The organism is Methylobacterium sp. WCS2018Hpa-22 (assembly GCF_031843785.1).
In the GTDB taxonomy this organism is placed as follows: Bacteria; Pseudomonadota; Alphaproteobacteria; order Rhizobiales; family Beijerinckiaceae; genus Methylobacterium.
In genome coordinates this window covers 18,944-44,251 of sequence record NZ_JAVTJA010000024.1, presented here as the reverse complement: position 1 = coordinate 44,251, position 25,308 = coordinate 18,944, and the positions used below count along the sequence as shown (strand labels likewise).

Annotated in this window: 25 protein-coding genes, 1 tRNA gene and 1 pseudogene; 12 read left to right on the top strand and 15 right to left on the bottom strand. The window is 66.2% G+C overall.

All coding sequences use genetic code 11. The annotated features are described in order from the left end of the window. The first annotated feature begins 597 nt into the window (after positions 1–597). The 4 genes from RQI43_RS22875 (at position 598) to RQI43_RS22860 (ending at position 1,876) form a co-directional block, all read left to right on the top strand. Entirely contained in the window at positions 598–771 is a 174-nt protein-coding gene (locus RQI43_RS22875; protein ID WP_207412307.1) for a hypothetical protein, read from the top strand. Then, on the top strand, positions 768–1,091 hold the full coding sequence (locus tag RQI43_RS22870) for a hypothetical protein (RefSeq protein ID WP_056421950.1): 324 nt from the start codon (positions 768–770) through the stop codon (positions 1,089–1,091). The genes RQI43_RS22875 and RQI43_RS22870 overlap by 4 nt, the downstream gene beginning before the upstream one ends. A 132-nt stretch (positions 1,092–1,223) precedes the next feature. Further along, positions 1,224–1,382: a hypothetical protein gene (locus tag RQI43_RS22865; protein WP_200919001.1), complete on the top strand. Its 159-nt coding sequence runs from the start codon at positions 1,224–1,226 to the stop codon at positions 1,380–1,382. 242 nt (positions 1,383–1,624) lie between these two features. After that, a complete protein-coding gene (locus RQI43_RS22860; RefSeq protein ID WP_207412308.1) occupies positions 1,625–1,876 on the top strand; it encodes a hypothetical protein in 252 nt (83 codons plus the stop codon). 613 nt (positions 1,877–2,489) lie between these two features. Here RQI43_RS22860 and RQI43_RS22855 read toward each other — a convergent pair. The 3 genes from RQI43_RS22855 to ftsE form a co-directional block, all read right to left on the bottom strand. Then, complete coding sequence (locus tag RQI43_RS22855) at positions 2,490–3,182, bottom strand: YdcF family protein (protein WP_056454796.1); 693 nt, start codon at positions 3,180–3,182, stop codon at positions 2,490–2,492. A 264-nt stretch (positions 3,183–3,446) separates the two neighbouring features. Further along, a complete protein-coding gene (locus tag RQI43_RS22850; protein ID WP_244478210.1) occupies positions 3,447–4,382 on the bottom strand; it encodes an ABC transporter permease in 936 nt (311 codons plus the stop codon). Positions 4,383–4,414: 32 nt separating this feature from the next. After that, the gene (gene ftsE, locus RQI43_RS22845) at positions 4,415–5,113 is read right to left on the bottom strand and encodes a cell division ATP-binding protein FtsE (protein WP_056421937.1); all 699 of its coding nucleotides are present in this window, start codon (positions 5,111–5,113) and stop codon (positions 4,415–4,417) included. A gap of 159 nt (positions 5,114–5,272) precedes the next feature. Between ftsE and RQI43_RS22840 the strand changes: the two genes are divergently transcribed. From RQI43_RS22840 to RQI43_RS22815, 6 genes are all read left to right on the top strand, one after another. Beyond that, the gene (locus RQI43_RS22840; RefSeq protein ID WP_311276706.1) at positions 5,273–6,052 is read left to right on the top strand and encodes a zinc-ribbon domain-containing protein; all 780 of its coding nucleotides are present in this window, start codon (positions 5,273–5,275) and stop codon (positions 6,050–6,052) included. Positions 6,053–6,122: 70 nt separating this feature from the next. Then, positions 6,123–6,692 carry a hypoxanthine phosphoribosyltransferase gene (gene hpt / locus RQI43_RS22835; RefSeq protein ID WP_056421935.1) on the top strand — a complete coding sequence of 190 codons (570 nt, stop codon included), beginning with the start codon at positions 6,123–6,125 and terminating at the stop codon, positions 6,690–6,692. Positions 6,693–6,881: 189 nt separating this feature from the next. After that, positions 6,882–7,247 (top strand): response regulator, encoded by a 366-nt coding sequence (locus tag RQI43_RS22830; protein WP_056421932.1) that lies wholly within the window; start codon positions 6,882–6,884, stop codon positions 7,245–7,247. A gap of 96 nt (positions 7,248–7,343) precedes the next feature. Next, the gene (locus RQI43_RS22825) at positions 7,344–8,549 is read left to right on the top strand and encodes an L-dopachrome tautomerase-related protein (protein ID WP_311276705.1); all 1,206 of its coding nucleotides are present in this window, start codon (positions 7,344–7,346) and stop codon (positions 8,547–8,549) included. Positions 8,550–8,618: 69 nt separating this feature from the next. Then, positions 8,619–9,590 (top strand): SMP-30/gluconolactonase/LRE family protein, encoded by a 972-nt coding sequence (locus RQI43_RS22820; protein ID WP_311276704.1) that lies wholly within the window; start codon positions 8,619–8,621, stop codon positions 9,588–9,590. Between the two features lie 32 nt (positions 9,591–9,622). After that, positions 9,623–10,813, top strand: a complete 1,191-nt coding sequence (locus RQI43_RS22815; RefSeq protein ID WP_311276703.1) for an L-dopachrome tautomerase-related protein — start codon at positions 9,623–9,625, stop codon at positions 10,811–10,813. Here the strand turns inward: RQI43_RS22815 and RQI43_RS22810 are convergent, their stop codons facing one another. From RQI43_RS22810 to RQI43_RS22800, 3 genes are all read right to left on the bottom strand, one after another. Continuing rightward, a complete protein-coding gene (locus RQI43_RS22810) occupies positions 10,814–12,145 on the bottom strand; it encodes an ATP-binding protein (RefSeq protein WP_311276702.1) in 1,332 nt (443 codons plus the stop codon). Then, a complete protein-coding gene (locus RQI43_RS22805; RefSeq protein WP_311276701.1) occupies positions 12,142–13,293 on the bottom strand; it encodes an FIST N-terminal domain-containing protein in 1,152 nt (383 codons plus the stop codon). The genes RQI43_RS22810 and RQI43_RS22805 overlap by 4 nt, the downstream gene beginning before the upstream one ends. Positions 13,294–13,431: 138 nt before the next feature. After that, positions 13,432–13,725 carry a hypothetical protein gene (locus tag RQI43_RS22800; RefSeq protein ID WP_311276700.1) on the bottom strand — a complete coding sequence of 98 codons (294 nt, stop codon included), beginning with the start codon at positions 13,723–13,725 and terminating at the stop codon, positions 13,432–13,434. 248 nt (positions 13,726–13,973) lie between these two features. Here RQI43_RS22800 and htpG point away from each other — a divergent pair, with 248 nt between their 5' ends. Together htpG and RQI43_RS22790 are read left to right on the top strand one after the other, a co-directional pair. Continuing rightward, positions 13,974–15,806, top strand: a complete 1,833-nt coding sequence (gene htpG / locus RQI43_RS22795; RefSeq protein WP_311276699.1) for a molecular chaperone HtpG — start codon at positions 13,974–13,976, stop codon at positions 15,804–15,806. 144 nt (positions 15,807–15,950) lie between these two features. Next, positions 15,951–16,040, top strand: a tRNA-Ser gene (locus tag RQI43_RS22790). Positions 16,041–16,804: 764 nt separating this feature from the next. Here RQI43_RS22790 and RQI43_RS22785 read toward each other — a convergent pair. The 9 genes and pseudogenes from RQI43_RS22785 to RQI43_RS22745 form a co-directional block, all read right to left on the bottom strand. Continuing rightward, complete coding sequence (locus tag RQI43_RS22785; RefSeq protein ID WP_311276698.1) at positions 16,805–17,206, bottom strand: c-type cytochrome; 402 nt, start codon at positions 17,204–17,206, stop codon at positions 16,805–16,807. Next, the gene (locus RQI43_RS22780; RefSeq protein ID WP_311276697.1) at positions 17,196–18,113 is read right to left on the bottom strand and encodes a cytochrome c oxidase assembly protein; all 918 of its coding nucleotides are present in this window, start codon (positions 18,111–18,113) and stop codon (positions 17,196–17,198) included. Before RQI43_RS22780 ends, RQI43_RS22785 begins: the two co-directional genes overlap by 11 nt. Next, the gene (locus tag RQI43_RS22775) at positions 18,110–18,433 is read right to left on the bottom strand and encodes a hypothetical protein (RefSeq protein ID WP_311276696.1); all 324 of its coding nucleotides are present in this window, start codon (positions 18,431–18,433) and stop codon (positions 18,110–18,112) included. The genes RQI43_RS22780 and RQI43_RS22775 overlap by 4 nt, the downstream gene beginning before the upstream one ends. 74 nt (positions 18,434–18,507) lie before the next feature. After that, positions 18,508–19,161 (bottom strand): cytochrome c oxidase subunit 3, encoded by a 654-nt coding sequence (locus RQI43_RS22770; protein WP_311276695.1) that lies wholly within the window; start codon positions 19,159–19,161, stop codon positions 18,508–18,510. Continuing rightward, positions 19,158–21,121, bottom strand: a pseudogene (gene ctaD / locus RQI43_RS22765) (cytochrome c oxidase subunit I). Before ctaD ends, RQI43_RS22770 begins: the two are co-directional and overlap by 4 nt. Beyond that, the gene (gene coxB / locus RQI43_RS22760) at positions 21,118–22,134 is read right to left on the bottom strand and encodes a cytochrome c oxidase subunit II (protein ID WP_311276694.1); all 1,017 of its coding nucleotides are present in this window, start codon (positions 22,132–22,134) and stop codon (positions 21,118–21,120) included. Before coxB ends, ctaD begins: the two are co-directional and overlap by 4 nt. Further along, positions 22,131–22,694: a c-type cytochrome gene (locus RQI43_RS22755; protein ID WP_311276693.1), complete on the bottom strand. Its 564-nt coding sequence runs from the start codon at positions 22,692–22,694 to the stop codon at positions 22,131–22,133. The genes coxB and RQI43_RS22755 overlap by 4 nt, the downstream gene beginning before the upstream one ends. Then, positions 22,691–23,524 carry a substrate-binding domain-containing protein gene (locus RQI43_RS22750; RefSeq protein ID WP_311276692.1) on the bottom strand — a complete coding sequence of 278 codons (834 nt, stop codon included), beginning with the start codon at positions 23,522–23,524 and terminating at the stop codon, positions 22,691–22,693. The genes RQI43_RS22755 and RQI43_RS22750 overlap by 4 nt, the downstream gene beginning before the upstream one ends. Next, the gene (locus RQI43_RS22745; protein ID WP_311276714.1) at positions 23,505–25,262 is read right to left on the bottom strand and encodes a PQQ-dependent dehydrogenase, methanol/ethanol family; all 1,758 of its coding nucleotides are present in this window, start codon (positions 25,260–25,262) and stop codon (positions 23,505–23,507) included. Before RQI43_RS22745 ends, RQI43_RS22750 begins: the two co-directional genes overlap by 20 nt. Positions 25,263–25,308 lie beyond the last annotated feature (46 nt).

Below are 25,308 nucleotides of genomic sequence, written 5' to 3'. Positions count from 1 at the left end.
GCCCAATATTCGCCTGCGTGAACCGGCCGACGCTCCGGGCGGCCGTTGCCTCGGGCAGAGCCAATGTGGCGTTGCCGAGACGGCGAATCCGGCCCTCGTGTCGAGTTCGTGCCCGATCCTGACGACAGCATCTCCGTCGCGATTCCAGAGAAAATTGGGAAATGTCTTTGCCGGAGCCTTCTCGGCTCGGCCCATCGACCTTTGCACTCTTCGGTCTCCGACACTCGGACTTCCCGCTCCTGATCGGCACGTGCTTTACCGAAATCTATCGTCCGGGAGACGATGAGGGCCGAGGCTGCGCATGGATTCCGGCCTATGGGGGAAGGACCGGCTGACGGCATGGGCCGTCACGGCCATCGCTGGTGCTGGATGCGGATACAAGGAACCGGAAGTGGAGCAGCTTGGCGCTCTCCCGTGCTACCGCTGATAGGCAACGATGGCTCACAAATTCGAATATTTCCAAATCAAGACTGCGGAATATTTCCGCTGCTCGCGTTTTATAGTCTTTCCAATATTCAGGCTTACTCTTGATTGATTGGGGGGATTGCCTCTTTATGTCGGTTATCGGGGCAATGCGCGATGAGAAGGCCCTCCAAAATGGAACGGATGCTGGAACTGGTCCGCGGCTATGCACGGCTGGCGTGGTGGGATGGCTGTGCCGTCGACATGCGCCTTCACCGCCTTGCCGACTTCATCGATTTCCTGGCTGCCGCGAGGGAGCCGGTGCTTAGGCACGAGCCGATTCCGATTGTAAAAGGAGAGATTGCGTGAGCGCCTTCCGATCGACCCGGCCATGTATCGAGCCGCCCAAAGAGGGAAGCGAACTGGACGAGGCCTTGCGCCGCGCCTTCTGGACCAGCCTGAACCGCCATCCCCTTCCGGCGCTCCAGGCGCTGGCCACGGCGGCGCGAACCATCGGGACCCTGTATCGACAGATTGCCCAGGCACATGAAGGCCCCGGCGGCTGTGGTTGCGGTTGGGAGCCCGATCCGGACAGCGATCTCATCGTGCTCGAAGCCAATCTGGCCGCTTCCCTGCTGAAGCCGCCCGAACCAGACCTCGCCCACATGGTGACGCTCGGACGAGCGTGACGTCTCATCGGGGTCACTGGCGCGCCGGGGCGTCGATCCACCATCCCACCTATCGAGACGCAACATCGCGGAAGGGATTGGTTAACCCACCAGTCCGCATGATCGGCTCGATCCTGCAGGGTGGAGGTGGGAATGGACGTGATCTACCGCGGTCTCGAAACGTCGCTCCTCGGCCTCACCCTGGTCCTTGGCATCGCGGCCTTGGCCCTTCCATCCCTGGCGCCCCGGATACTCGGCGCTCCGGAACTCGCCGTGACCCTGCCCTTGCTCAGTGTCACCGCCGCACATTGAGGGTTTCGCGCTGGATTTGCGACCCGGCAGCCGATGCCTGAGGTGATCGCCTCAGGCGACGATCATGGCGCTGGCTGTGCGGTTCGACACAATCGACCCACGCTGACGACTTTCACAGTGCGTTGCGTCATCGCACTGCAACTGTTTCGCCCTCACGCGACTTTATAGACTAAGCGCTGCGGTGAGCGCACTGGCTTGGGTCTTTAAGGCGCTCCGGACAACGGCGCGCGGGCAAGGTTGCGATGGCGAAACGATTCGGTCTTTCCGCTGCGTTGGGCGTTGCGCTCATCGTCGGCGCCACCTCTATCCCGGCCTCCGCGATGCCGGGAACCGAGGGAGCCTCGTCCACGAGTGTTCAGCGGGACGCGGAAGTCGGCAAGGTCGCATTGACGGTAGAGGCCGAGGACGATGCCCTGGCCTGCACGAAATCGCGCAAGCGGTTGTTCGTCGATGGCGAAGGCTGGATCGTTCGCCGGGTCACCACCTGCCGCTGAGGTGATCGCCGCTGCAGTCGTGCGGGACCGGTTCATGCATGTGGTCTCGTCCGTTTCGTTCATTCCGGCTATCCGACCACCGTATGGCTCGGTCGTCAGTCGAGCCATCGTTCCCGGCTCAGGCCTATGCGCTGCGAGGTTCGCATGTTGGCGATGAGGAGATGGTCAGCGCATTCAGCAATGCTGGTGCTCACCCTCCTCATTGTGCCCTTTGCCCATGCTCAGACCGCGGTGACTTCCGGCTACGGTCATTCGGATCTCCGGTTCGATGATCGCTACGCCGGACCGTATCCGCCTGCGGCGTATGGTGTTGCTCCGCTGGTACGGTTCCCGCGTCCGACCGAACTCGTTCCGAGCGCTTGGGGCTATGGAACTTACGGCATTCCCACCGCGACCGGCATCCGTCCCGCCTCCGTGGGGACACCCGTTGTATACGTGATCGACACGCCCGCCCGCCGGGTCATGCGCCAGACCCGCAATCCCGGGCCGCGCATTGTGTCGCGTAAGGCGCGAAAGCCGGATCCTGCATCTCTTGCCATATACCATTAGGCCGGCGCGGAGGTCGTGACCCTGCGCATGGAGCGCACCAGCTCGCGCTGAAGACAGAGCCTTGTCAGTATTGCGCGCGCAGGACCGCTTCGGAGACGAGCTTGATCGGCTTTCCCCTGCCCATCATGATCGCCGCCCGCGACTGTTCCGGGTCGGCCTCGAACCGCGTCCGCAACCAGGCGACGAGGAATTTCAGGTATTCTGAACCGATGAGCTTCGCCGTTCCCGGATGACGCCACCAGCGATCGGCGTCGAAACCTTCCGCGATCACCGGATGGGGTAGGACGCGGTCCTTGCCCATCAATGCGTGGTCGAGCTCCACCAGGGTTCGGGGCATATGATAATTCGACGTCACCACGGCCACGGTGTTGAACCGGTGCTGGCGCATCCAGCGACGGGTCTCGATGGCGTTGCCGATCGTGTTGCGGGCCCGGTAATCGAGATCGACGCAGCACTCGATCCAGTGGCGCTGGCTCGGATTGAGCCGGGCGATCTCGTCGCGGCTGGTCCGCTCGTTCACGCCGGTGATGAGAAGACGTCGGCCATAGCCACCGGCCAGAAGGTCGATCGCGTCGCCGATGCGCTGGGCACCCCCGGTCAAGGCCACGATCCCGTCCGCACGGCCGTCGAGAGTGCGCTCGTCACGGGCGATCGATTCCGCGAACACCAGGAAGCCGGCGACCAGGGCCAGGGTAGCGACGGCACCGAGGCCGAGAGCGATTTGACCGAGACGGCGGAGGGTTGAAGACATCACCATGGCGATCCGCGCGGGAGGCACCGACGATTCCGCCCGACCCCGTGGCCAGACCCAACCGAACGCCTCTGGAGGGCGAGTGGTGCCGTGTCCTGACATCCGCGTGGCCATTCTCCAAAGGTAGCGCGGAATGCGTCATCCGCGAGGCGACATTTCCGCCCCGATGGGTTTACGAATGGTTAACGCGGATCCGGCGCGGATGTCTGTAGTCCTATGATGTCATACGGAACCGCTGATCTGGCGGGTCCGGCGACCGGAAAACCGGCTTCAGCGCAGGAAACGCCGGACGGTCAGCCGCGAGACGATGCCGGTGACCACCGATGCGATGACGCCGATGAGCAGGACAGCGGCATAGCCGCGCCAACCGATATGGAACGCACCGAATAAGGCCTCGATCTCGTCCCCGGCGGGTCCCGAGCGCCAGACCTGGGCGAGCAGTCCGGCGAGCGCGAACACGGCCAGAGCCAAGCACGAGCCAATGATCCCGCCACGCAGGCCGAGGCGGAAGAACCGACGCTGGAACGCGCGGGCGATGAAGTCGTCGTTCGCGCCGACGAAATGCAGCACCTCCACGACCTCGCGATTGCCGGCCATGGCTCCTCGTGTGGCGAACACGACGGCGAGGCCGGTGGCGATCAGGACGAGGGTCACGATACCGACTCCGACGCCGACGAAGGTATTGGCCATGGTCGAGAGCCGCTGAAGCCACAAGGCATGGTCGTCGAGGCTCGCGACCCCCGGCATCGCCTCGCTGAGCGACCCCCGCAATCCCTTCAAATCCGGGGGAGGGGATTCCGCGAGCTTCAGGGTGACGAGACGCGGTACCGGAAGGTCCGAGAGGTCGAGGCCGCTCCCGAGCCAGGGTTCGAGCAGGCGCTCCGCCTCCGTCTTCGAGAAGATCCGCGTGCTGGCGATGCCGGGCGTGGCCTTGGCCAGCGACTCGGCCCTCGCCACGTCGGCATCGATGTCACGGCCGACGCTGGGCCTCACCTGGATCGTCACTTCCTGCGCGACGCTGCCCTGCCACTGGTTGGCACTGGACGCGACGATCTCGGCCGCCCCGGCGCACAGGGCGGCCAGGAAGGTCAGGATCGCGATCACCGCGGCGAGCGCCCGGCTCGCCGCCGAATCGGTGGGGACGAGGGGCGCGTTGCGTCGCAGGGTCGCCGGCAGGCCGGCCTCCTGGTCGGGTGTGACGGGCATGGCGGGACGTGGGTCTAGGCTAGCCTCGCCCATCAGCGTTCGATCTGAAGCCGGCCCTGGCCCAGAACGAGCCGGGGGGCGTCGACGAGGTCCATCAAGGCGAAATCGTGGGTCGCGATCAGGACCGAGGTGCCAAGGCGGTTGAGTTCGATGAACAGCCGCAACAGACGGCGGCCGAGGCCGGGATCGACATTGCCGGTGGGTTCGTCGGCAAGGAGCAGGTCGGGCCGGGCGATCAGCGCGCGGGCGATCGCCGCGCGCTGTTTCTCGCCGCCCGACAGAAGCGGCGGCAGGACATGCATGCGCTCGCCGAGGCCGACCCAGCGCAGGAGTTCCACCACCTCGGCGCGGTAACTCGTTTCCGCCCGACCCTGGACGCGCAGGGGGAGGGCGACGTTCTCGTAGGTGGTCAGGTGGTCGAGCAGGCGGAAATCCTGAAACACGATGCCCATCCGCCGGCGCAGGCCGGTGAGCGCCTCGTTGGAAATATCGCTGACCTCTTCCCCGAACACCGAGACCAATCCGCGCGTCGGCCGCACCGAAAGCAGGATCAGGCGCAGCAGGGTAGTCTTTCCCGCGCCCGAAGGGCCGGTGAGGAACTGGAACGAGCGCGGGGCGATCTGGAAGCTCACGTCGCTCAGCACTTCCGGCCCGAGGCCGTAGCGCATGCCGACATTCTCGAACTGAACCACGGGCTCCTCGACGCCCGACAGGAGGCTGTCACGGCTCACGCTAGGGTCCCGGATCCGTCGATGCGCGATTCTGCTGACAAGCCTGCCCTCCCATATCCGCCGCTTCACGGAGGATTAACCGCTTCCGGCGATGACGGTGTGAGTCTTTTTCACCGAGCCGGCAACTGCCGATCGAGATATTCGAGGCGGCGATTCGCCATGCTGATCGTATGCCCCTCCTGCGCAAGCGAATACGACGTCGCCACCGACAGGGTCGGCGTCGAGGGTCGCTCCGTGCGCTGCGCCGCCTGTCGCGAGACCTGGTTCATCTCACCCGACGAGGTCGCCGCCGCCCTTGCCGAGGAGATGGCCGAGATTCAGGCGGCGATGGGCTCTGTGGAGGGGCGCGGCGAAGCGCAGGCCGATCTCGATGCATGGGAAGCGGCGCTGGCCGAGGAGGCCCAGTCCGCGACGGCGGAGCCGGTGTCCGAAGATAAGCCGGTTCGCAAGGCCAGGGGGCGGACGCCGCCAAAGAAGCGCTGGAGCGCCCCGTCGCCCGCCGCCGCCTTCGGGCTCGCCCTGCTGGCCGGCATTCCCCTGGCGCTCCTCGCGCGCAGCACCGTTGTGCGGGCCATGCCCCAGAGCGCCTCGCTCTATGCCCGGATCGGTATGCCGGTGAACCTTCGCGGCATCGAGATCCGCGATCTCGCGGCCTACCAGACCCAGGGCGAGGGGGCGGCGTCCCAACTCGTCATAGAGGGCGACGTGGTCGGTGTGGCGGGCACCACCGTCCCGGTACCGCCGATCGAAATCCAGGTGCGCGACGCGCAGGACCAGACCATCTACCGCTGGACCGTGACGCCGCCGCGTTCCAGCCTCGAGGATCGCGAGACGGCCCGGTTCAGGGCGAGCCTGTCGTCTCCTCCGGCACAGGGGCGTACGATCAAGGTCGGGTTCGCGCTGGAACGGGGAGCGCCGGAAGCGGATGTCGCTCACTGACCCCTGACATTGCCGCTGGTTGAGGGCAAAAATCGATGCCAGCCGGCTCTGCTCGTGGTAGGGAGAATGTATGACCAGCCCGACCCGACGCGTCCGCGTCCTCTTCGACGAAGCCGCCATCGCGAACCGCAACGAGGAGCTAGCCGCAGCCATCGTCGCGGCCAAGCCCGAGAACCTCCTTGTCGTGGCGGTTCTCAAAGGCAGCTTCATGTTCGCCGCCGACCTGCTGCGGGCCTTGCACCGCTCGGGCCTGTCGCCACAGGTCGAGTTCGTGCACCTGTCGAGCTACCGTAGCGGGACGGTATCCTCGGGGCAGGTCGCGATCCTGCGGGACGTGGAGAGCGAGGTTCGCGGACGCGACGTGCTGCTCGTGGACGATATCCTGGAATCGGGACGCACCGTCGTCTTCGCCAAGGATCTGCTCATGGCGCGTGGGGCCAAGCGGGTGCTGACCGCCGTTCTGCTGGAGAAGCCGGGCAAGCGGGCCGTGACCATCGATGCCGATTTCGTCGGCTTCACCTGCCCCGATGTGTTCGTGGTGGGCTACGGCATGGATGTCGCGCACGAATATCGGCAACTTCCCTTCGTCGGTCTCGTGGACCATGTGAGCAGCGAGCCGGATCTCTTCGGCGGAACCTGAGCCCCCCTCTTCAGGGAGGCGAGGCACGCGATGAATCGGGTTCGCGAGGGTTCATCTGTGGGTTTATGGCGACAATTGCGCGCGGCCACATATTGCGCAACATTTACGTATTATTTGATGCAAAGCAGCCCTTGACATAGGGGCTGAGTAGAAGCGCAGTCTGGGCGGTCCAGCAGAGACAAAGAGTTGATGGCGCGAATTCTCCTTGTTGATGACGAAGAGCCGGTACGTGGTTTCCTGAAGCGGGGCCTGGAAATTGACGGTCATTCCGTCGTGACGGCGTCGGATGGCAGTGACGGACTGGATCGGCTGACGGAGGCGGACGGGGCGTTCGATTTGATGCTCACCGATATCCGCATGCCGCTCATGGACGGCATCGCCCTCGCCCTCGCGGCAAAGCGCGATTTTCCCAACTTGACCATCCTCCTGATGACGGGGTTCGCCGACCAGCGCGAGCGTGCCCGCGGTCTCGACGCCATCGTCACCGACGTGCTGACGAAGCCGTTCTCGCTGGCGGACCTGCGTTCCACCGTGAGGCGCGCGCTCGCCGCCTGAAGACGCGTCATCCTTGAAAATTTGATTGAAGCTTGGCCGCCGGTCGTTGCGTTGCCGGAGGGAGCAGTACCTCTCTCTCCCCGCCACGAGTGCCCCATGATGTCATCGACGACCACCCGCGCTGCCCTGGCCGCGGTGCTTCTCTCCGGAACGATCGTCGCGGGCTCCGCATGGGCTGAAGCCCAGACCGGTTCGGCACCCGCCGGCGCCCTCGCCAAGGTCGCCAGCTTCGAGCACCAAGTGACCGGCGTTACCGTGACGAAGGACGGACGCGTCTTCGTCAATTTCCCCCGTTGGACGGAGGACAGCGTCGTCTCCGTTGCCGAGGTAAAGGACGGTCGGATCACGCCCTTTCCCGATGCCGAGTGGAACGCCTGGCGCAACGCGCGCAAGGACGAGGTTTCGGCGGGCGACCATTGGATCTGTGTCCAGAGTGTCGTGGCGAGCCCCGACGGCAATCTCTGGGTTCTCGATCCGGCCGCTCCCGCCATGGCCGCATTGGTGAAGAACGGGCCGAAGCTCGTGGAGATCGACCTCAAGACGAACAAGCCCGCTCGCATCATCGCCTTCGACGAGGCGGTGGCCCCGCAGGGCTCCTACCTCAACGACGTCCGCTTCTCGCCGGATGGGAAGACCGCCTACATCACCGACTCGGGTGCGAGCGGTGCCCTCGTCGTGGTCGATCTCGCCAGCGGCAAGGCCCGTCGCCTCCTCGACGGCGATCCGACGACCCAACCCGACAAGAGCGTGACGGTGACCTATGAGGGCAAGCCGCTGCGGCGACCCGATGGGCGCGGTGTGGAATTCGCCGCCGATGGTATCGCCCTCTCGCCCGATGGCGGCACCCTCTACTGGCAGGCGATCAAGGGGCGAACCCTCTACAGCCTGCCGACATCCGCGCTCACCGGATGGCTGACTTCGTCTCTCGTGCCGGAGGCGCTCAGCGACCGGAGCCTGTCGGCCAAGGTCGAGACGGTGGGCGACAACGGTCCCGCTGACGGCCTCATCATCTCGCGCAAGGATGGGCGGATGTACGTCACCTCGCCCCAGGACGATTCGATCAAGGTTCGGGACCTGTCCGCCAAGGGCTCCGCCCTCATGATTCTGATTCAGGACAAGCGCCTGCGCTGGCCCGATACTTTCGCCGAGGGACCGGACGGGACCCTCTACGTGACGACCTCTCGTATCCAGGATTCGGCCTTCTACAAGGCCGACGCCCCGGCGGCTCTGCCGACCGACCTTTGGAGCATCAAACCAACGAGCGTCGCCGCCGGCTCGACGACGAGCCCATCGGCCCGCTGAGACCGAAGGCCCGGCCTGTCGACGAGACCGGCCTGGGTCTCGCCGCTGCCCTCCGTTGCGAGCTTTTCCATGCGCCGACGCGATATCCTCTGCGGCCTCGCCGCATCTTCCCTCTGGAGCCTGCCCGCCTCGGCGGCCCCGATCCTTCGTTCGGACGATCCCCGGTTCGCCGAACTGGTCGATCCCTCCGCCCGGCCGGCGACCCTCTACCGCGAGGGTCGGTGGTGCGAAGGCGTGTGCTGGGCGCCGCACCTTGGGGGCCTCATCGTCAGTGACGTGCGATCGAACCGCATGCTGGTGATCGGCGAGGATGGAGGAGTGAAGCCGTTCCGCGATCCGTCCAACAATGCCAATGGAAACGTCCTCGATGGCCAGGGACGTCTCGTCACCTGCGAGCACCGCACCCGTCGCGTCGTTCGTCGCGAATCCGATGGATCGATGATTGTGTTGGCCGACATGTATGGCGGCCAGCCATTGAATTCCCCCAACGACGCGGCGCTCGCGCCGGACGGTGCGATCTGGTTCACCGACCCTGTCTTCGGCATCACCGTGCCGGATGAGGGCATTCAGACGACGCCTTCCCAGTCCGCGAGGCGGGTCTACCGGATCGATCCGGCCGGTGAGATCCTGGCCATGACCGACGCGGTCGGCCAACCGAACGGCATCGCCTTCTCGCCTGATGGGCGAACACTCTACGTCACCGAGACCAGTGCCGCCCTCGACAATGCGGAAGGGGCCCGCGCTATCCTCGCCTTTCCGGTGGAAGAGAGCCGCCTCGGTGATCCACGCGTCGTCGCCTCGCTCGAGACGGGCGCTCCGGACGGGCTCGCCATCGACGAAGCCGGGCGGATCTACGCGGCCTGTGACGACGGCGTACGTGTTTACCTGCCCGACGGGACGTTGCTCGGCCGGATCGCCACCGCGACGCCGGCCTCCAATGTCGAGTTCGGCGGGCAGGACGGGAATCGCCTCTTCATTTCGGCGGGCTCCGTGGTGGCGGCCATCGATCTCAAGGTCCGGGGCGCGGTGAAAGCCCGCTGACCGCATTCATATCCTTCAGGATTGCAGCATCCATGACCTTCGCTCGACGTGACATGCTGGCTGCCGGCCTCGCCGGATTTGCCGCACTGACCAGCCAGGCCTCCGCTGAGCAAAAGGACGCGTCCCAAGCAGAATCCGGCACGGGGGTCGCCAGCGATCAGGGCGTTCCCGGGCTCGAACTCGCCATGCTGGCGAATGCGCCCTCGAACCCCACCGGCATCACCCTGTCGCGAAGCGGCCGCGTCTTCGTGATGATGCCGCGCTTCAACGCCAAGGTCCCTTTCACCCTCGGCGAGGTCATGCCGAACGGGAGCGTGACGCCCTATCCCGACGAGGCCACCAACCAGCCCGACCCGAAGGCCTCTCAGCACCGGCTCCTTCACGTGCCCAATGGTGTGATGGACCGCGACGACAGGCTCTGGGTGCTCGATGCCGGATTGCCGGATGGGTCGGGCCCGCCCATGCCGGGAGGTGCCAAGCTCGTCCGGTTCGATCTGACCACCAACCGGATCGCCCAGGTGGTCCCGTTGGAGGCCGGCGTCACGGCGACCTCCTCGCTCAACGACCTCAGGGTCGATATCCGGGACGGACGGGCGGTGGCCTTCATCACGGACCAGGGCCAGGACGGCCATGGTGCCATCCTCGCGGTCGATCTCGCGAGCGGTCGTGTCACCCGACGGCTCGCCCGGCATGCCAGCACCGAGTCCCAGAAGGGCATCGTCAAAGTAGTGGAGAATCGCCAGATCCTGCAGCGCAAGGCCGAGGGGCCGCCGCGTCCGGTCCAGGGCGGCGCGAACGGCATCGCCCTCAGCCCCGACGGCCGACGCCTCTACTACGCCCCACTGATGGGCCGGCGCCTCTATGCGGTGGAGACCGCTCTTCTCCTCGACCCGGCGGTGTCCGATGCCGAGGTCGCCGCCGCTGTGGAGGATCTCGGCGAGAAGGGCATGACCGGAGGGCTCATTGCCGATTCCAAGGACCGCGTGTATCTCGCCCTGCAGGAGCACAACGCGGTGGGCCGGCGCGAGACGGACGGTACCGTCACGATCCTCGCCACCGATCCCCGGCTCATCTGGGCCGACACGTTCTGGATCACCCCCGACCGCTGGCTCTACATCACGGCCGCGCAGGTCAATCGCAGCCCGGACTACAATAATGGACGCGACCTCAGGCAGCCGCCCTATGTGATTCTGAGGATGCGCATCGATGCCGACCCGGCCTGATCAACCGAGCAGATGTGTGAGCAGGGCGCGCAGTTGCGCCGGCTTGATCGGCTTGTGCATCAGCTCCGCCCCGAGCCTCGCCACATCGGCTTCGATCGCGGCGGAATGGTCGGCGGTGGTGACGATCGCTGGCAGGTCCGTGCGGATCACGCCCCGCAGGTAGGTGGCCACGTCGAGGCCGCAGGCGCCGTTGTCGAGGTGGTAATCCAGGATCAGCACGTCCGGTGGTGGACGTCCGGCGGAGACGTACTCTCCGACGCTTGCGAGATCGCGATGAGCACTCACATCGGCATCCCAGTTCCGCAGCAGGCGCGTCAGTGCATCTGCGGTGGCCGGATCGTTCTCCACGATGAGTACGCGCGCGCCCGTCAGCCGCGTCGCGATCGGCGTGGGGCCGGCCGCCGGCTCGACCGGAGAGGTGCCGATGGGGACGGTCAGGCTCATCCGCGTTCCGTGGCCGGGCCGGGAATGCAGGGTGAGCGCGTGATCGAGGGCCGTTGCCATGCGCTGGACGATGGAGAGCCCGAGACCGAGACCGGGCTCACCCTCGTCACCCTCCCTGCCGCCCCGGTAGAATTCCTCGAAGACGAGATGCCGCTCGCTCTCCTCGATGCCGCAACCGGTATCGATGATCTCGATGCGGCACGCCTGGTCCCGCCGACGCGCGGCGATCAGCACACCTCCGCGGCTGGTGTAGCGGACGGCATTGGAGACGAGGTTCTGCAGGATGCGCCGAAGCAGGATCGGGTCGCTGTCCACCCGGAGCTCCGGGCAGCGGACCGCGAGGCGCAGGCCCTTGCGCTCGGCCATCGGCATGAAGCTCGCAGCGATGCCCCCGAGCAGATCGGCGAGGGCCACCGGGTGGATGATCGGCCGGACGATGCCGGCATCGAGCTTGGAGATGTCGAGCAGCGTCTTGATCAGATCTTCGATGGTCTGCAGGCCTCGCTCCACCTGCCCCGACATCGCCAGGGCTTCCGGGCTGAGCGGCATGTCGGAGAGGGCCGAGGCCGAGAGGCGCGCGGCATTCAGCGGCTGAAGCAGATCATGGCCGGCGGCGGCGAGGAAGCGGGTCTTCGAGCGGTTGGCTGTCTCGGCTTCCTCCTTCGCCGCGACGAGGGCGGCGTTGGAGCGCTCCAGGCTGTGCATCAGCCCGGTCAGCTCCTCGGTGCGCGAGCGGACCCGACCTTCGAGGATGATCGCGGTCTGGAACAGCGAATAGGCCCCGCCCTGCTGGTCCATGTTGCGTTCCACATGCGCCATGAGGGCGGCGTTGATGCGCTCGAGCTTGGCGATGCGGCGGGCGGCATCGTCAGGATGATCGGCCTTCATCGGGCGCGCGGCCGGCCGATGGCGATGCCGGTGAAGGTCTGGTTGAGATGCATCGCCCGGTATTGCTCGCCGTAGGTCTCGAACCCGACCACGTCGTAGCGGCGGTAGAGTTCGCAGATGCCCTGGCGGACCTGCCGGCTTTCCGCGTCGAGGCGGCGCAAGACGCAATCGAAGCCGATGATCAGGTCGATCCCACCCAACGCCGCATCGAGGCGGGCGAGGTCGTTGCGGGTGGTCTCCACGATGTCGCGTGGCTGGGCCAGGGTCAGCACGACGCCTTCGTCGATGGCGCAGAAGAAGGTCAGCGAGCCGTCGGCGTTCATGCGCCGGATCGAGCGGCAGAAATACTCGCCGCCGACCTTCACGGCGAGCGGGTAGGCGGCAAAGCTCATCGGTGTCAGCGCTTCCGGATCGAGCCCCACCGCCATGGCGTATTCGCGGGCGGCGGGCTCGGCGTTCAACTCATGGACGATGCGCTGCTCGTCATCGGAGGCCGTCACCACGAACTTCGTCGATGTCGGCTCGAAATGATCGCTCTTGAAGGTCTGGAACGGGTGATCCGTCTCCACCAGCACCACCACGGCCGCCCTGCGATGGATCGTGCCGCCGTGGAGCAAGACCGTTTCGCGGAAATGCAGATCGTCGCCGGCCGATCCCCCGACCAGCGGAATGCCGTCGAGGGCCCAGGCGATGGTCGACACCACCGTCTCCTCCGCATTGGCGAGCCCGTCGATGAAGGACAGGGCGAAGAGCCGGTTCGTCGCGTGGTCGGTGGGGTCCGTCGCCAGCGCCCGGCGCAGCGTGCGGATCGACGAGGCCGTGCGAGCCACGTCGAGATGGTCGATGGCATCGAGGATCGCCGAGACGACGCGAAATCCCTTGGCCGGAAACGCCACCACGACGAGGCCGCCCTCCAGGCCTCCCGCAGGGCAGATCCCGCCCGACATCGTACACCCGGTGATGGGGGTGCCGGGGAAGGCCTCACCCAGGGCGGCGTTCAGGGCGCCGACATCGTAATCGGGGGAGAAGAAGGCCAGCATGTGCGAGAGGCCGGCCGGGCCGATATGGGCGGCGATGTCCGCCACGGCGTCGGCCTCCGCCGTCGCCATCGTCCAGGAGGTCTTGATCCCGCACAGATGCCCACGCATCCGCGTGTCCTCCTCCACCGTCGCGCTCCCTCCGGCGTCGTGGACTGGCTTTGCGCCTTCGTCGTCACGCCACCGACGAGTATGTCGGCGCGCCGAGCGGGGTGCAATGGCGGCGCTCTCCCGCGCCGCCCTTACCTGTCAGTCCACCGTCTTGAGGTCCTTGACCGAGACGTCGCCCTGCCGCGACGAGAAGGTCGGCGCGGAACCGTTGCTCTGGGAGACGCCGCTGATCTGGTGATCGCCGGTATCGTAGGTGGTGCGCTTGCCGTCGGTATCGATTACGAGGCGGCGGGCATCGGGGAAGAACGCATAGCGCATTCCGTTCTGGCCGCCGCTGGTGGAGGGCTGGCCCAGCTCCTGCGGCCACCAGGCCTCGCCGCCGGACATCGGTTTCATCGGCTCCATAGGCTTCATCGGTTCCATGGGCTTCATCGGTTCCATCGTCATCCTCCATACAGGGTCGCGCGTCTGGCACGGCTACGCCTGAAAGCCGACATGGTTGCATCCCGGGGGAGCCGCCGACCCATCGATTGCACGACCTGCCGATTTTTCGCGCCGTTCCGAGTCGGCACACCGGTTCGCTTCTCGCGGCATCTGTTTGCCCGCACTCGGTTGCACGCATTGAATTTCCCCGTTGTAGGGATCATATCGCGCACCGTTCGATCCCCGGAGGCAAACCCTTGAGCGATACCCTGGAACGGCACGAATTCGGTGCCGAGGTCGGCCGGCTGTTGGACCTCGTGGTCCATGCCCTTTACTCCGACCGTGAAATCTTCCTACGGGAACTGGTGGCCAACGCCGCCGATGCCCTGGACCGGCGCCGTTTCGAGGCGCTGACGCAATCGGTCTCGGCGCCGCCGGCCGACGCAAAGGTCACGATCACCCCCGAGAAGACCGCGCGCACGCTGACGATCTCCGATCCCGGCATCGGCATGACCAAGGCGGAGCTGGCGCAGAATCTCGGCACCATCGCCCGTTCCGGCACCCGCGCCTTCAGCCAGTCGCTCGGAGATGCGAAGGCCGAGGACAAACCCAGCCTGATCGGCCAGTTCGGCGTCGGCTTCTACTCCGCCTTCATGGTGGCCGACCGCGTGACCGTGACCTCTCGGCGCGCCGGCTCCGACGAAGCCTGGACCTGGGCCTCGGAGGGCCAGGGCAGTTATACCCTGGAACAGGCGATACGCGACGAGCCCGGCACCGACATCATCCTTCATCTCAAGGAGGATGCCGACGAGTATCTGGAGAGCTACCGGCTCGACCACGTCGTGCGCAAATGGGCCGACCACATCACCGTGCCGGTCGCCATCGTCGCCGAGGGCAAGACCGAGACCGCGAACCAGGGCACGGCCCTGTGGCGCAAGTCGAAATCCGAGGTCACCCCGGAGCAGTACACCGAGTTCTACCGCCATGTCGGCATGAACTTCGACGAGCCCTGGGCGACCCTGCACTGGCGGGCGGAAGGGGCCCTCGAATTCTCGGCGCTGCTGTTCATCCCCGGCATGAAGCCGTTCCAGGCGGTGGAGGGCGAGCGCGCGAGCAAGGTCCGGCTTCACGTCCGGCGCATGTTCATCACCGACGAGGCCGAGTTGCTGCCGACCTGGCTGCGTTTCGTACAGGGCGTGGTCGACACCGAGGACCTGCCCCTCAACGTCTCCCGCGAGATGCTGCAGGCGACGCCGGTCCTCACCAAGATCCGTCGCGCCGTCACCGGTCGCGTCCTGTCCGAACTCGGCACCCGCGCCAAGGATGCGGAGGGCTACCAGTCCTTCTGGGAGAATTTCGGCCCCGTCCTCAAGGAAGGCATCTACGAGGATTACGAGCGCCGAGGCGAAATCGCTCCGCTCCTGCGCTTCCGCTCCTCGGCGGTGGAGGGCTGGACCTCGCTGCCCGATTACGTCTCGCGCATGAAGGATGGTCAGGAGGCGATCTATTACCTCGTGGCCGACGATGCCGACGCCCTGGCCTCCTCGCCGCAGCTCGAGGGGTTCCGCGCACGCGGCGTCGAGGTTCTGCTGCTCTCCGACCATGTGGACGCGTTCTGGCCGGAGCAGCTCGGCCGGTTCGAGGAGAAGCCCCTGCGTTCGGTGACCCAGGGCGGCCTCGACCTCTCGAAGATCGCCGCCACCGAGGAAGCCGGCGAGGCGCCCGCCTCCGTCGATGCCCTCGTCGCCGCCCTCAAGACGGCGCTCGCGAAGGACGTCGCCGACGTGCGAACCACCGACCGGCTGGTGGAGAGCGCCGTGGTCCTCTCCGCCTCCGGCAGCGGGCCCGACCTGCAGATGCAGCGCCTTCTGCGCCGGGCCGGGCGTGGAGCCGGCGGATTGCCGATCCTCGAGATCAACCCGCGCCACCCGCTGATCGCCTCCCTCGGCGCCAAGGCGGAAGCCGGGGAGGATGTGGCGGAGGCCGCCGGCACCCTCGTCGATCTCGCCCGCATTCAGGACGGCGACACCCCGCGCGACCCCGTGGCCTTCGCCCGCAAGGTCGCCGCTGCCCTGGCCCCCGGCGCCTGAACGCACGACCGGAGGCGCCTGCCGGGAGCAGGCGCCTCCGTTGGCCAGCCATGAATGCCGATGCGGTTCTCGACTCGCGCTTCACGTCTTGCGATCTCCGCCGCACTCGTGCTAACGAGCCTTCGTCTCATCGAGGCGCCCCGCGGAGAGGTGGCAGAGCGGTTGATTGTACCGCACTCGAAATGCGGCATGGGTGCAAGCCCATCGGGGGTTCGAATCCCCCCCTCTCCGCCAAGTCTTCTCGCCTAGGTGAGCTCCTCCCCGAAAAGTGTCTCTGCCCGTCATGTATACGGGATTGCACGCGCGTGCCGAGCCGTCACCTTACCCGCCATGGGCGGGGCCCTGTCTTCCAGATCCGGGTACCGAAGGCCTTCGATCCTGGTTTGCGGGTGGCCCCCGATTCGGGTCACGATCGGTCGAGTGCCGAATTTGCGGTCGCCCCGGATCACCGATATCCTCACCGGGATGGTGCGTGACGAGTTCGAGCGTATCTGAATTAGCCGATTGAACGCCGTCGACCTGTTGTCACTCGCAGTCAGATCGAGAACCGCCTGACGGGCGCGATTCTGGCGCTGCTTGGTCTCACAGTTCTCGATTAATGCGCGCTGCCCGAGGATATTCGCGAGCCCGCCATGGACGCCGTCTTCGATGCCTCGAGCCACTTCGGCTGCACGCGCGCGATGAGCCAAGTGCCATCGACGTGCGAGCCCTGGATGGAAGTTCCGATTGCGTCAGCATTTCGGGGCGAAAATACCGCTCGTGCAATGCTTGGCATGAACCAAGTAGTGGCCGTCCCGCGACCCGGCCCTGTCATGACTGAACTCGCGGCTATCAGAGCCATTTTAAGCTGACTGTTTTGACGAAAGAGTACGGCCGGACTGAGCGGGGTTCTACCCGACTGCTTGACGGTAAATCATCGGCAAGGTGGACGTAAACGTTGAGCAGATATTTGTATCTTCGCAGCCATTCGCGTCACGGATAGAGCCCCGTTCGGCTCGTCACGGGTTTGCGTAAAGGTAGGCTGCGATGTCCCGAGCCTGCGTTTCCGATATTCCCGTGATGGGCATCGCGGTTCGCGGGTTCAGGGATTTCGGGTCGACGATCCAGCGAACGAGGTTCTCGGGCGTATTCGTGACCACGCCACCGATATAGACGCGCTCGGCCAGCCCGCGCAGAGGCGGGCCAACCCGGCCGCTGGGGCCTGCGACACCCGGAACGTCATGGCAGCCGGCACAGCCATAGGTGATCATCAGGGCCGGTGCACGTGCGGGATCGCCGCCGGTCAGTCCCTTGGCGAGGTCCACCCGAGCTTGCCCGCGCTCGATCCGATGCACGACGATTCCCGCCACGGAATCGATCGCGGCGAGACCGGCGGCAAGGACGATCCATCTACGTCGCATAGGATCGCCGCGTGGGACTTGGGTGCCGTATCCAGAGCCCCATCAGGATCAAGGCGGCAGCCGTATAGACCAGACCGGCGGGAACCCACATGACGAGCCCGGCCAGCTGCTGGTCCTCCAGGGGGGTGAGTCCCCATTCGGCGGCGGCAGCGGTTTGGCGTGGATACCAGAGACGGGGCGAGACCGTGAGCAACACGCCAAGCAGACCGGTATGGAGGCTCGTCAGGAACAGGTAGACGAAGGCCGCGCCAAAACCGCGGCGGCGCGCCGGTCCTCGCAACAAGGCCCACCAGAACATCAGGGCCGACATCAGGAAGCTGACATGCTGCAGCCAATGGGCGAGCGGGCTGACGAGAACGAGGTCGTACACTCCCGGCATATGCCAAGCCCAGAGCGCAACGGCATGAATGAGCGTCGCCGCCAGAGGTAGGCTGACGACGCTCCAGGCGCCCGCAAGACCAAGCCGTCGCGGCAGTCGAACGACTGGTCCGCGCCAGCGGGCGGGCAAGGCCCAGAGCATAGCGCTTCCAGGCCGCGCCAGCACGATCAGGGGCGCGGCGATCGCCATCAGCAATTCGTGCTCGATCATATGCGCCGTGAACAGGCGCTCGCCGAGCCAATGCAACGGCGAGAGCAGTGCAAGGGCGAGCACCGTCCATCCCGACCAGAAGCACGCGACCTGCCAGCGTCGCACACCGCGCCCGTGGCCGGCCCGGCGCCACAACCGGACGGTCCCGATGAGGAACAGGATGGCGCTGCCATAGAGCGGCAGGATGACCCGCAGATCGCTGGTCCAGGCCGCGCCCGTGGCCCAGAGTTCGCCGAGATCGCCGCCATGAGCGGAGGCGCTGCCCGGAAGGAACATGGTGGCGAGCCCGAGGCCGATCGCGGCGGCAGGTCGGCTCATCGCTCGCATCCATCGAACACGATCCCGGCGACGCCGTGGACCGCGATGACCAGGGCGAAAAGAAGGGAGACCAGGATTCCGATGATTGCGACCAGGCGATGTGGTCGTCCGCCCTCGGGCGGGTCGAGGGGAGGCGCCCTCGACGCATCGGGCATCGGAACGGTCCCGATACCAGCCGCCCTGGACCGTCCGAACGCTCGCCAGGACAGAAAGGCGCCCGCGAGACTGAACATCATCAGCGGAAAGGCGACGAGCGGCACGGCCCGTAGGCCATGGGCGCAGGTCCAGGGGACCATCGCGTAGTTCGCCTGCGTGCTCACGAGCCAGGCCGCCGGGCCCGCATAAAGGCCGGCCGATGGGAGCCCGCGCGCGAGCAGTTTCCGTACGGACGACGTCACCACCGGGGGACCCAGTACACGACGAGGTAGATCGGCAGCCACGAGGCCACGACGAAATACCAGTAGAAGGCATTGTCGCTCACGTCGCTGAAACGTCGTCCCTTGGCGGGGCCCTTCGCATGGTGCGTGAACATCAGGACGGTCAGGACGAGGGTGTCGCCGGCATCGGTGACGAGATGCGTCAGGTGAAGCGCGAGCAGGACCCAGGTGATCGAGCCGTAAGCGTTCTGGTCCCAGCGGACACCCAGACCGGCGAACTCGTAGAGTCGCAGGCCAAGGGCGGCGAGCGCGATGAGCGACATCAGGATCAGCCCTCGCCGGACGCGGGGAAGATCCTCGTGATGGGCATCGCGATCGACGATGGCGTTGGGCCACAGGCTCGCCAGCAGCAATGCCGTGTTGAGCGTGCCCGCCCAATGATCCGGCGCTACGGGTGCGAGCGGCCAAGCCTGGTTCTGCTGGACGAGGTAGAAGTAAGTCCCCAGCGCCAGTGCGAAGGCCATTCCCTCGGTGACGAAGAAGCCGAGGGTGCCCCACCACATCGGGCTCTTGGGCCCGAACCCATAGGTTGGAAGATGCGAGAGGTCGCGGACGATGCGCGCCGGCGCGACGGCGGAAAACGGCGGCGGGTCGCGAGGCGGGAGGGTCATTCCTCGTCCTCCGGCGTGTCCTTGGGCCAGAACCAGGCGATGAGGGCCGCGGCGATCGGGATCGCTCCCCAGAGGACGGCGTAGGGCGTGAAAATCGACCCGATGAAGGTGGTGCCGACGACGAGAGCGGCGATTAGCGGCCAGATCGAGGGGGCGGGCGAGGTCTCGCGCAGTTGCGGCTCGGCCTCCGACACGCTGGTGACCACCAATTCACGGTAGCGCGTGCTCAGTCCCGTCACCACCGGCAGTCCCTGCCGCTCCGCCCAGAGCGGCTCGCGATGGGTCACGAAGGGAATATGGTCGAAGTTCTGCGGTGGCGGCGGCGAGGCCGTGGCCCATTCGAGCGTGCTGGCGCCCCAGGGGTTCGGGCCCGCCACCGCGCCGTGACGACGACTCGCGACGACATTCCAGAGGAAGACCAGGAAGCTCGCCAGCAACAGGAGGGCGCCCGCCGTCGAGAGCATCTGGAGGTTCGCCCATCCCATCTCGGGACCGTAAGTATAGACACGCCGCGGCATACCCATCAGCCCGCTGATGTGCATCGGAAAGAAGGTGATGTTGAAGCCTGTGAAGGCGAGCCAGAAGTTCCAGGCACCGAGTCGCTCCGACAGCATCCGGCCGGTGAATTTCGGGAACCAGTAGTAGATCGCCCCGAGGAGCGGAAAGACGTTGCCGCCGATGAGCACGTAGTGGAAATGCGCCACGACGAAGTGGGTGTCGTGCACCTGGGTATTGATCGGCACGGAGGCGAGCATGATGCCCGAGAGGCCGCCCGCCACGAAGATGAAGAAGAAGCCCATCACGAACAGGAGCGGTGTGCGCCAGATGGGGCGTCCATCCCATAGCGTCGCGATCCAGCAGAAGATCTGCAGCCCGTTGGGGACGGCGATCAGCATGCTGGAGGCGGTGAAGAAGGCCGCTCCCAGTTGTGGGAGTCCCGTCGTGAACATGTGGTGGACCCACAGCCCGAAGGAGAGGAACCCGGTGGCGACCAAAGAGAGGACGAGGGCGAGGTAACCGAAGATCTCGCGGCGCGCGAAGGTCGGGATGATGGCCGAGACGAAAGCGGTTCCCGGCAGGAAGATGATGTAGACCTCGGGGTGGCCGAAGAACCAGAACAGGTGCTGATACAGCAGCGCGTCACCGCCCTCGGCCGGGTTGAACAGATGCGTTCCGATCAGCCGGTCAAGGATGAGAAACGTCGAGGCGATCATCACCGCAGGCAACGCGAAGATGATGATGAAGGAGTCGAGGCGATCATCACCGCAGGCAACGCGAAGATGATGATGAAGGAGTTGATGAACAGCGCCCAGACGAAGAGCGGAATACGGTCGAGGCTCATGCCCGGCGCGCGCTGCTTGAGCACGGTGACGATGATCTCCACCGCCACACAGAGTCCCGACAGCTCCGTGAAAGTGATCATCTGCGCCCAGACGTCGGCGCGCTTGCCGGGCGAGTATTCGGGACCCGCCAGGGGGACGTAGGCGAACCAGCCGACATCGGGGCCGATGTTGAGCATGAAGGAGATCCACAGGAACATCCCTCCCGACAGGTAGATCCAGTAGCTGAAGGCGTTGAGGCGCGGGAAGGCGATGTTGCGGGTGCCGACCATCAGCGGCACGAGGTAGACCGCCATGGCTTCCCCGATCGGCACGCCGAACAGGAACATCATGGTGGAGCCGTGCATCGTGAAAAGCTGGTTGTAGGTGTCGGGCCCGACGAGCTTGCCCTCGGGCCGCGCCAGCTGCAGGCGCATCACGATGGCGGTGAGGCCGCCCAGAAACAGGAACAGGAAGGCAGTGGCGATGTAGCGGCGACCGATCACTTTGTGGTCGACGCTGGAGAGCCAGCCGATGATCCCCTCCCGGGTGCCCCATATCCGGGCAAGCCGAGCGGTGAGGGGCGGGCCCTCGCGCGCCACATCGGGCGGGTCGCCGATGGCGGTGGTGGCCTCGCTCATTTGAGGCCCTCGAGGTAAGCCGAGATGGTGTTGATCTGATCGGGGTCGAGCTTGACCAGAGGCATGTTCACGCCCGGCTTGATGCCGTGCGGGTCCACGATCCAGGCCGCGAGATTGCCGCGGCTCATCGGCAACGTGGCGGCGCCAAGCGTGCTGCGCGAGCCCAGATGCGTGAGATCCGGGCCGATGCGGCCGGCGGCCCCCGTCCCGCGAATCTGGTGGCACATGGAGCAGGGGGCGGCGGTGAAGGCGGCCTCGCCTGCGCTGGCAGCGGCGCTCGCCGGCTCGATGCGGGGGTGGACCTGCGCGTCCCGCCAGCGGCCGAAGGCCTCCGGCTCCTGGGCGATCACCAGCATACCCATCTTGGCGTGCTGCAGGCCGCAGAACTCGGCGCATTGGCCGCGATAAGTGCCCGCACGGTCGGCGGTGAAACGGAGGGTGGTGCTGCGCCCGGGGATGAGGTCCATCTTGCCCATCAGGCTGGCGACCCAGAAGGAATGAATGACGTCCGTCGATTCGAGCTTCAGCAGAACCGGCACGCCCACCGGCACATGAATCTCATTGGCGGTGGTGAAGCTGCGGCTGGGATCCGCACCTTCGTATTCGAGCTCCCACCACCATTGATGGCCGAGCACCCGAATGGTCAGGCCAGGGGCCTCGGACGCGGACAGGCGCCGCTGCCCGGCATAGCTGAGGCCGGTCAGGACCAGCACGACGAGCCCGGTGGCGACGGCCAGTCCGGCCACGAGGGCGGCTGTCCGGTTTTCGCGACGGAGATCGACGCCGAGCGGATCGGCATCGAGAGCGCGGCGCGCCCGCAGGCTCGCAAGCAGCGCCAGCATCACCGCGAGCCAGATCGCGAAGAGGATTCCGGTGAAGATCCAGAACAGCCAGAGCAGGTCACGGGCCTGGGGGCTGACAGGGTTCAGGGGGGACTGCATCAGGTTGCAGCCGGTCAGAGGCAGGATGGAGACCAGGGCCAGGCCATGCCGGGCGGGGAGCGACGCGCTCATTGCGGCATCTGCCCGGACGGCGGGACGATGCCGCCGGAGACCGGTGGGCTCGGGCTGGTCCGGTTCTCGGAAGGGTGCGGGTGCAGGGTGTCGCTCCGGGCGGGCGCTGCGCTCGCCGGAGCGTTGCCGCTCATCGACCGGACATAGGCGGCGAGCTGCCAGATCTGGTCTTCCGTGGCCCGTCCCCGGAAGGACGGCATGCCGTTGGGTCGCCCTTCACGCAGCGTCTGGACGATGTTCTCGATGGAGCCGCCATAGATCCAGCGATCGTCCATTAGGGCGGGACCCATGCCGCCGCCGCCCTGGCCGTGGCAGCCGTTGCAGTTGAACCAGGTGAACAGCTTCTTGCCCTGGCTCATCTGGTAGGCGTTGCCCTCGAATAGCCGGGCCTTGCCGCTGGTCTGGACCATCGGCCCGGGCTCTCCGGGCGAGAGCCCGACGAGGGCGACCTGCTCCTGGCTTTCCGATCCGACCGGGCTCGGCCGAGCCTCCCGCTCCTCGCGTTGGCAAGCCGTCAGAACGATGCCGACGAGGATCAGCGCGGGCAGACGCGCCGTCATCGCGCCGCGACGGGTTGCGCGACCGCCTCCTCGGCACGGGGCACGTGGTACTCGGCCAGAATCGCGTCGATCTGCTGGCGACGCCCGGCGAGCGACGCGCCGACTTCCTGGCGGAGCGCCTCGTCCTCCCGACGCAGGCCCATGACGATGTCGAAGACCATCGGACGCATCGGGCCGTCGATCAGCGGCGAGACCGGTGTGACTCGCAGCCGGACATCGGATCGCGCTGCGAAATACCCGGCCATCGGCCCCCAGGCGATCGCCACATCGATCTCGCCCTTCGCCACAGCGTCGATGATCCGAGCCGGCGGGTTGGGTTCGGCGTAATCACCCGTCAGCACGAAGCCGCGGACGTTGTCGGTGAGGCCGCGCCGGGCGAGGGCCTGGCCGGGCGGAGTGGTCGCCGCATCGTTGCCGGCCAGCTGCACCCCGATCCGGAGGCGGGCCAGGGCCGGGTCGTCCAGGGAGGCGACCGCCGGCCCATCCGCACGCGACACGAAGACGTAGGCGGAACGATAATACGGCCGCGTCGGACGCAGTCCCCCGAGCCCTACCGGCATGCCGGGAACGAGATCGCATGTCCCGGCGCGGATCGTGTTGCGTAGGAAGCCGCGCCGCTGCGCCCACCAAGTATAGGCGACGGTCGCCTTCAGATCCCTGGCGATGAGTTCGACGATGCGGTTCTCGAACCCTTCACCGCGCTCGTTCGAGAAGGGCAGGTTGTTAGGGTCCGCGCAGACCCGCAGCTCACGCGCCTGTGCGCCGGATGCAGCAACCATCGCCAAGCAGCACAGGAGGGCTGCCCCGCTCTTATGGGAGGGCGAAATCATAGAGCATTCCCCCCTTGGTGGTGGCCTCCTTGAGGTCTCGCATGGCGTTGAGGAAGCCAAGGGCACCGGTGCCGTCGCGCGGGTCGAGATCGGCGGAAACGACGACGCCCGGCCAGCCTCCGACGCCGGACAGGATCGCCACGTGCTGGCGCCCGTCCGGACCCCGATAGGTGGTCGGCTGCCCGATGATCCCGGAGCCGGTCTTGAACTGCCAGACGACCTCGCCCGTCCTGGCGTTCACGGCTTTGAACCAGCCGTCCATGGTCCCGTAGAAGGAGACGTCGCCGGCGGTGACGAGGGTTCCGCTCCAGACCGGGAAATTTTCCTTGATCGACCAGGCCACACGTTCGTTGGCGACGTCCCAGGCGGTGTAAACGCCCCGGTGGCCACCGGGCCCCGGCTTCATCCGCGTCTCGGAGCCGAGATAAGGCGTGCCGGCGATGTAGTTCGCCTGCATGTGCTCCTCGTCCATGCAGAGATTGGTATGCGGCATGTAGAGGAGGCCGGTCTTGGGAGAGTAGGCCGAGGGACTCCAGTCCTTGGCACCGGAGGCGTTGGGGCAGATGTCGCGCATCACCTTGCCCATCTCGGGCTTCTTCTCGGGAATGTATTGCAGACGACCGGTTTTCAGATCGACGCCCGTCGTGGTCGTGATGGCGTGGAAGGGCTTTGCCGAGAGAACCTCGCCGGTCACCCGGTCGAGGATGTAGACGTAGCCGTTGCGCTCCGGCCGGACGAGCACCTTCCTGGGCTGCCCTTGCCAGGTCATGTCGAGCAGGATCTGCTCGTTGATCCCGTCCCAATCGTAGAGATCGTGCGGGCTCCACTGGTAGAACCAGCGCGCCTGACCCGTTTCCGCCTCGCGGGCGAAGATGCCGGACGTCCACTTGTTGTCGCCGGGCCGCTGGTCGGCGTTCCAGGGACCGGGATTGCCGGTGCCGTGATAGAGGAGATCGAGATCGGGGTCGTAGGAGAGCCACCCCCAGACCGTGCCGCCGCCCTGCTCCCAGGCCTGGGGCGGCCACGACGTCACCCCGAGATCCTGGCCCTTGTCCATGTCGTAAAACGGCTTGAACGCAGGCCCGATCAGCACGTCCTTGTCCGGCCCCGTATTGAAGGCCTTCCAGGCGACCTTGCCGCTTTGCTGGTCGAGCGCCTGGATCCAGCCGCGCACGCCGAATTCGCCGCCTGAATTACCGACGAAGACTTTGCCCCTGGCGACGAGAGGCGCCATCGTCATGGTCTCGCCGATGTGGATGTTACCGACCTTCGTCTTCCACGCCTCACGCCCGGTCTCGGCATCGACCGAGACGACGTTGCCGTCGAGGGTGTTGAAGAAGACATGGCCATCCGCGAAAGTCGGCCCGCGATTGACCACATCACAGCATGCGACGCCCTGGGACGCAGCCTCGGGCTTCGGATTGTACTGCCATTTCAAGGGCGCGCCCGGCTTCGTCAGGTCGAGTGCGTAAAGGATGTTGGGGTAGGGCGAGAGGACGTACATCGTCCCGCCGATCACGAGTGGTGACGATTCCTGACCGCGATTGACGCCCACCGAGAAGGTGAACGTGACGCGCAGGTTTCCGACGTTCTCCGGCGTGATCTCGGAGAGTTCACTGTAACGGGTGCTCGCGACATTCTTGGCCGGCATCGTCCATTGGCCGTCGTCGGGAGGCGCTGCGGACGAAGGCGGAACCGGAAATACCTTGGCGGAGCCACTCGGTTGAGCCGATGCGATCGTACCCTGGGCTGATCCAGGCGTCCCCGACGTCCAGAGCGACACA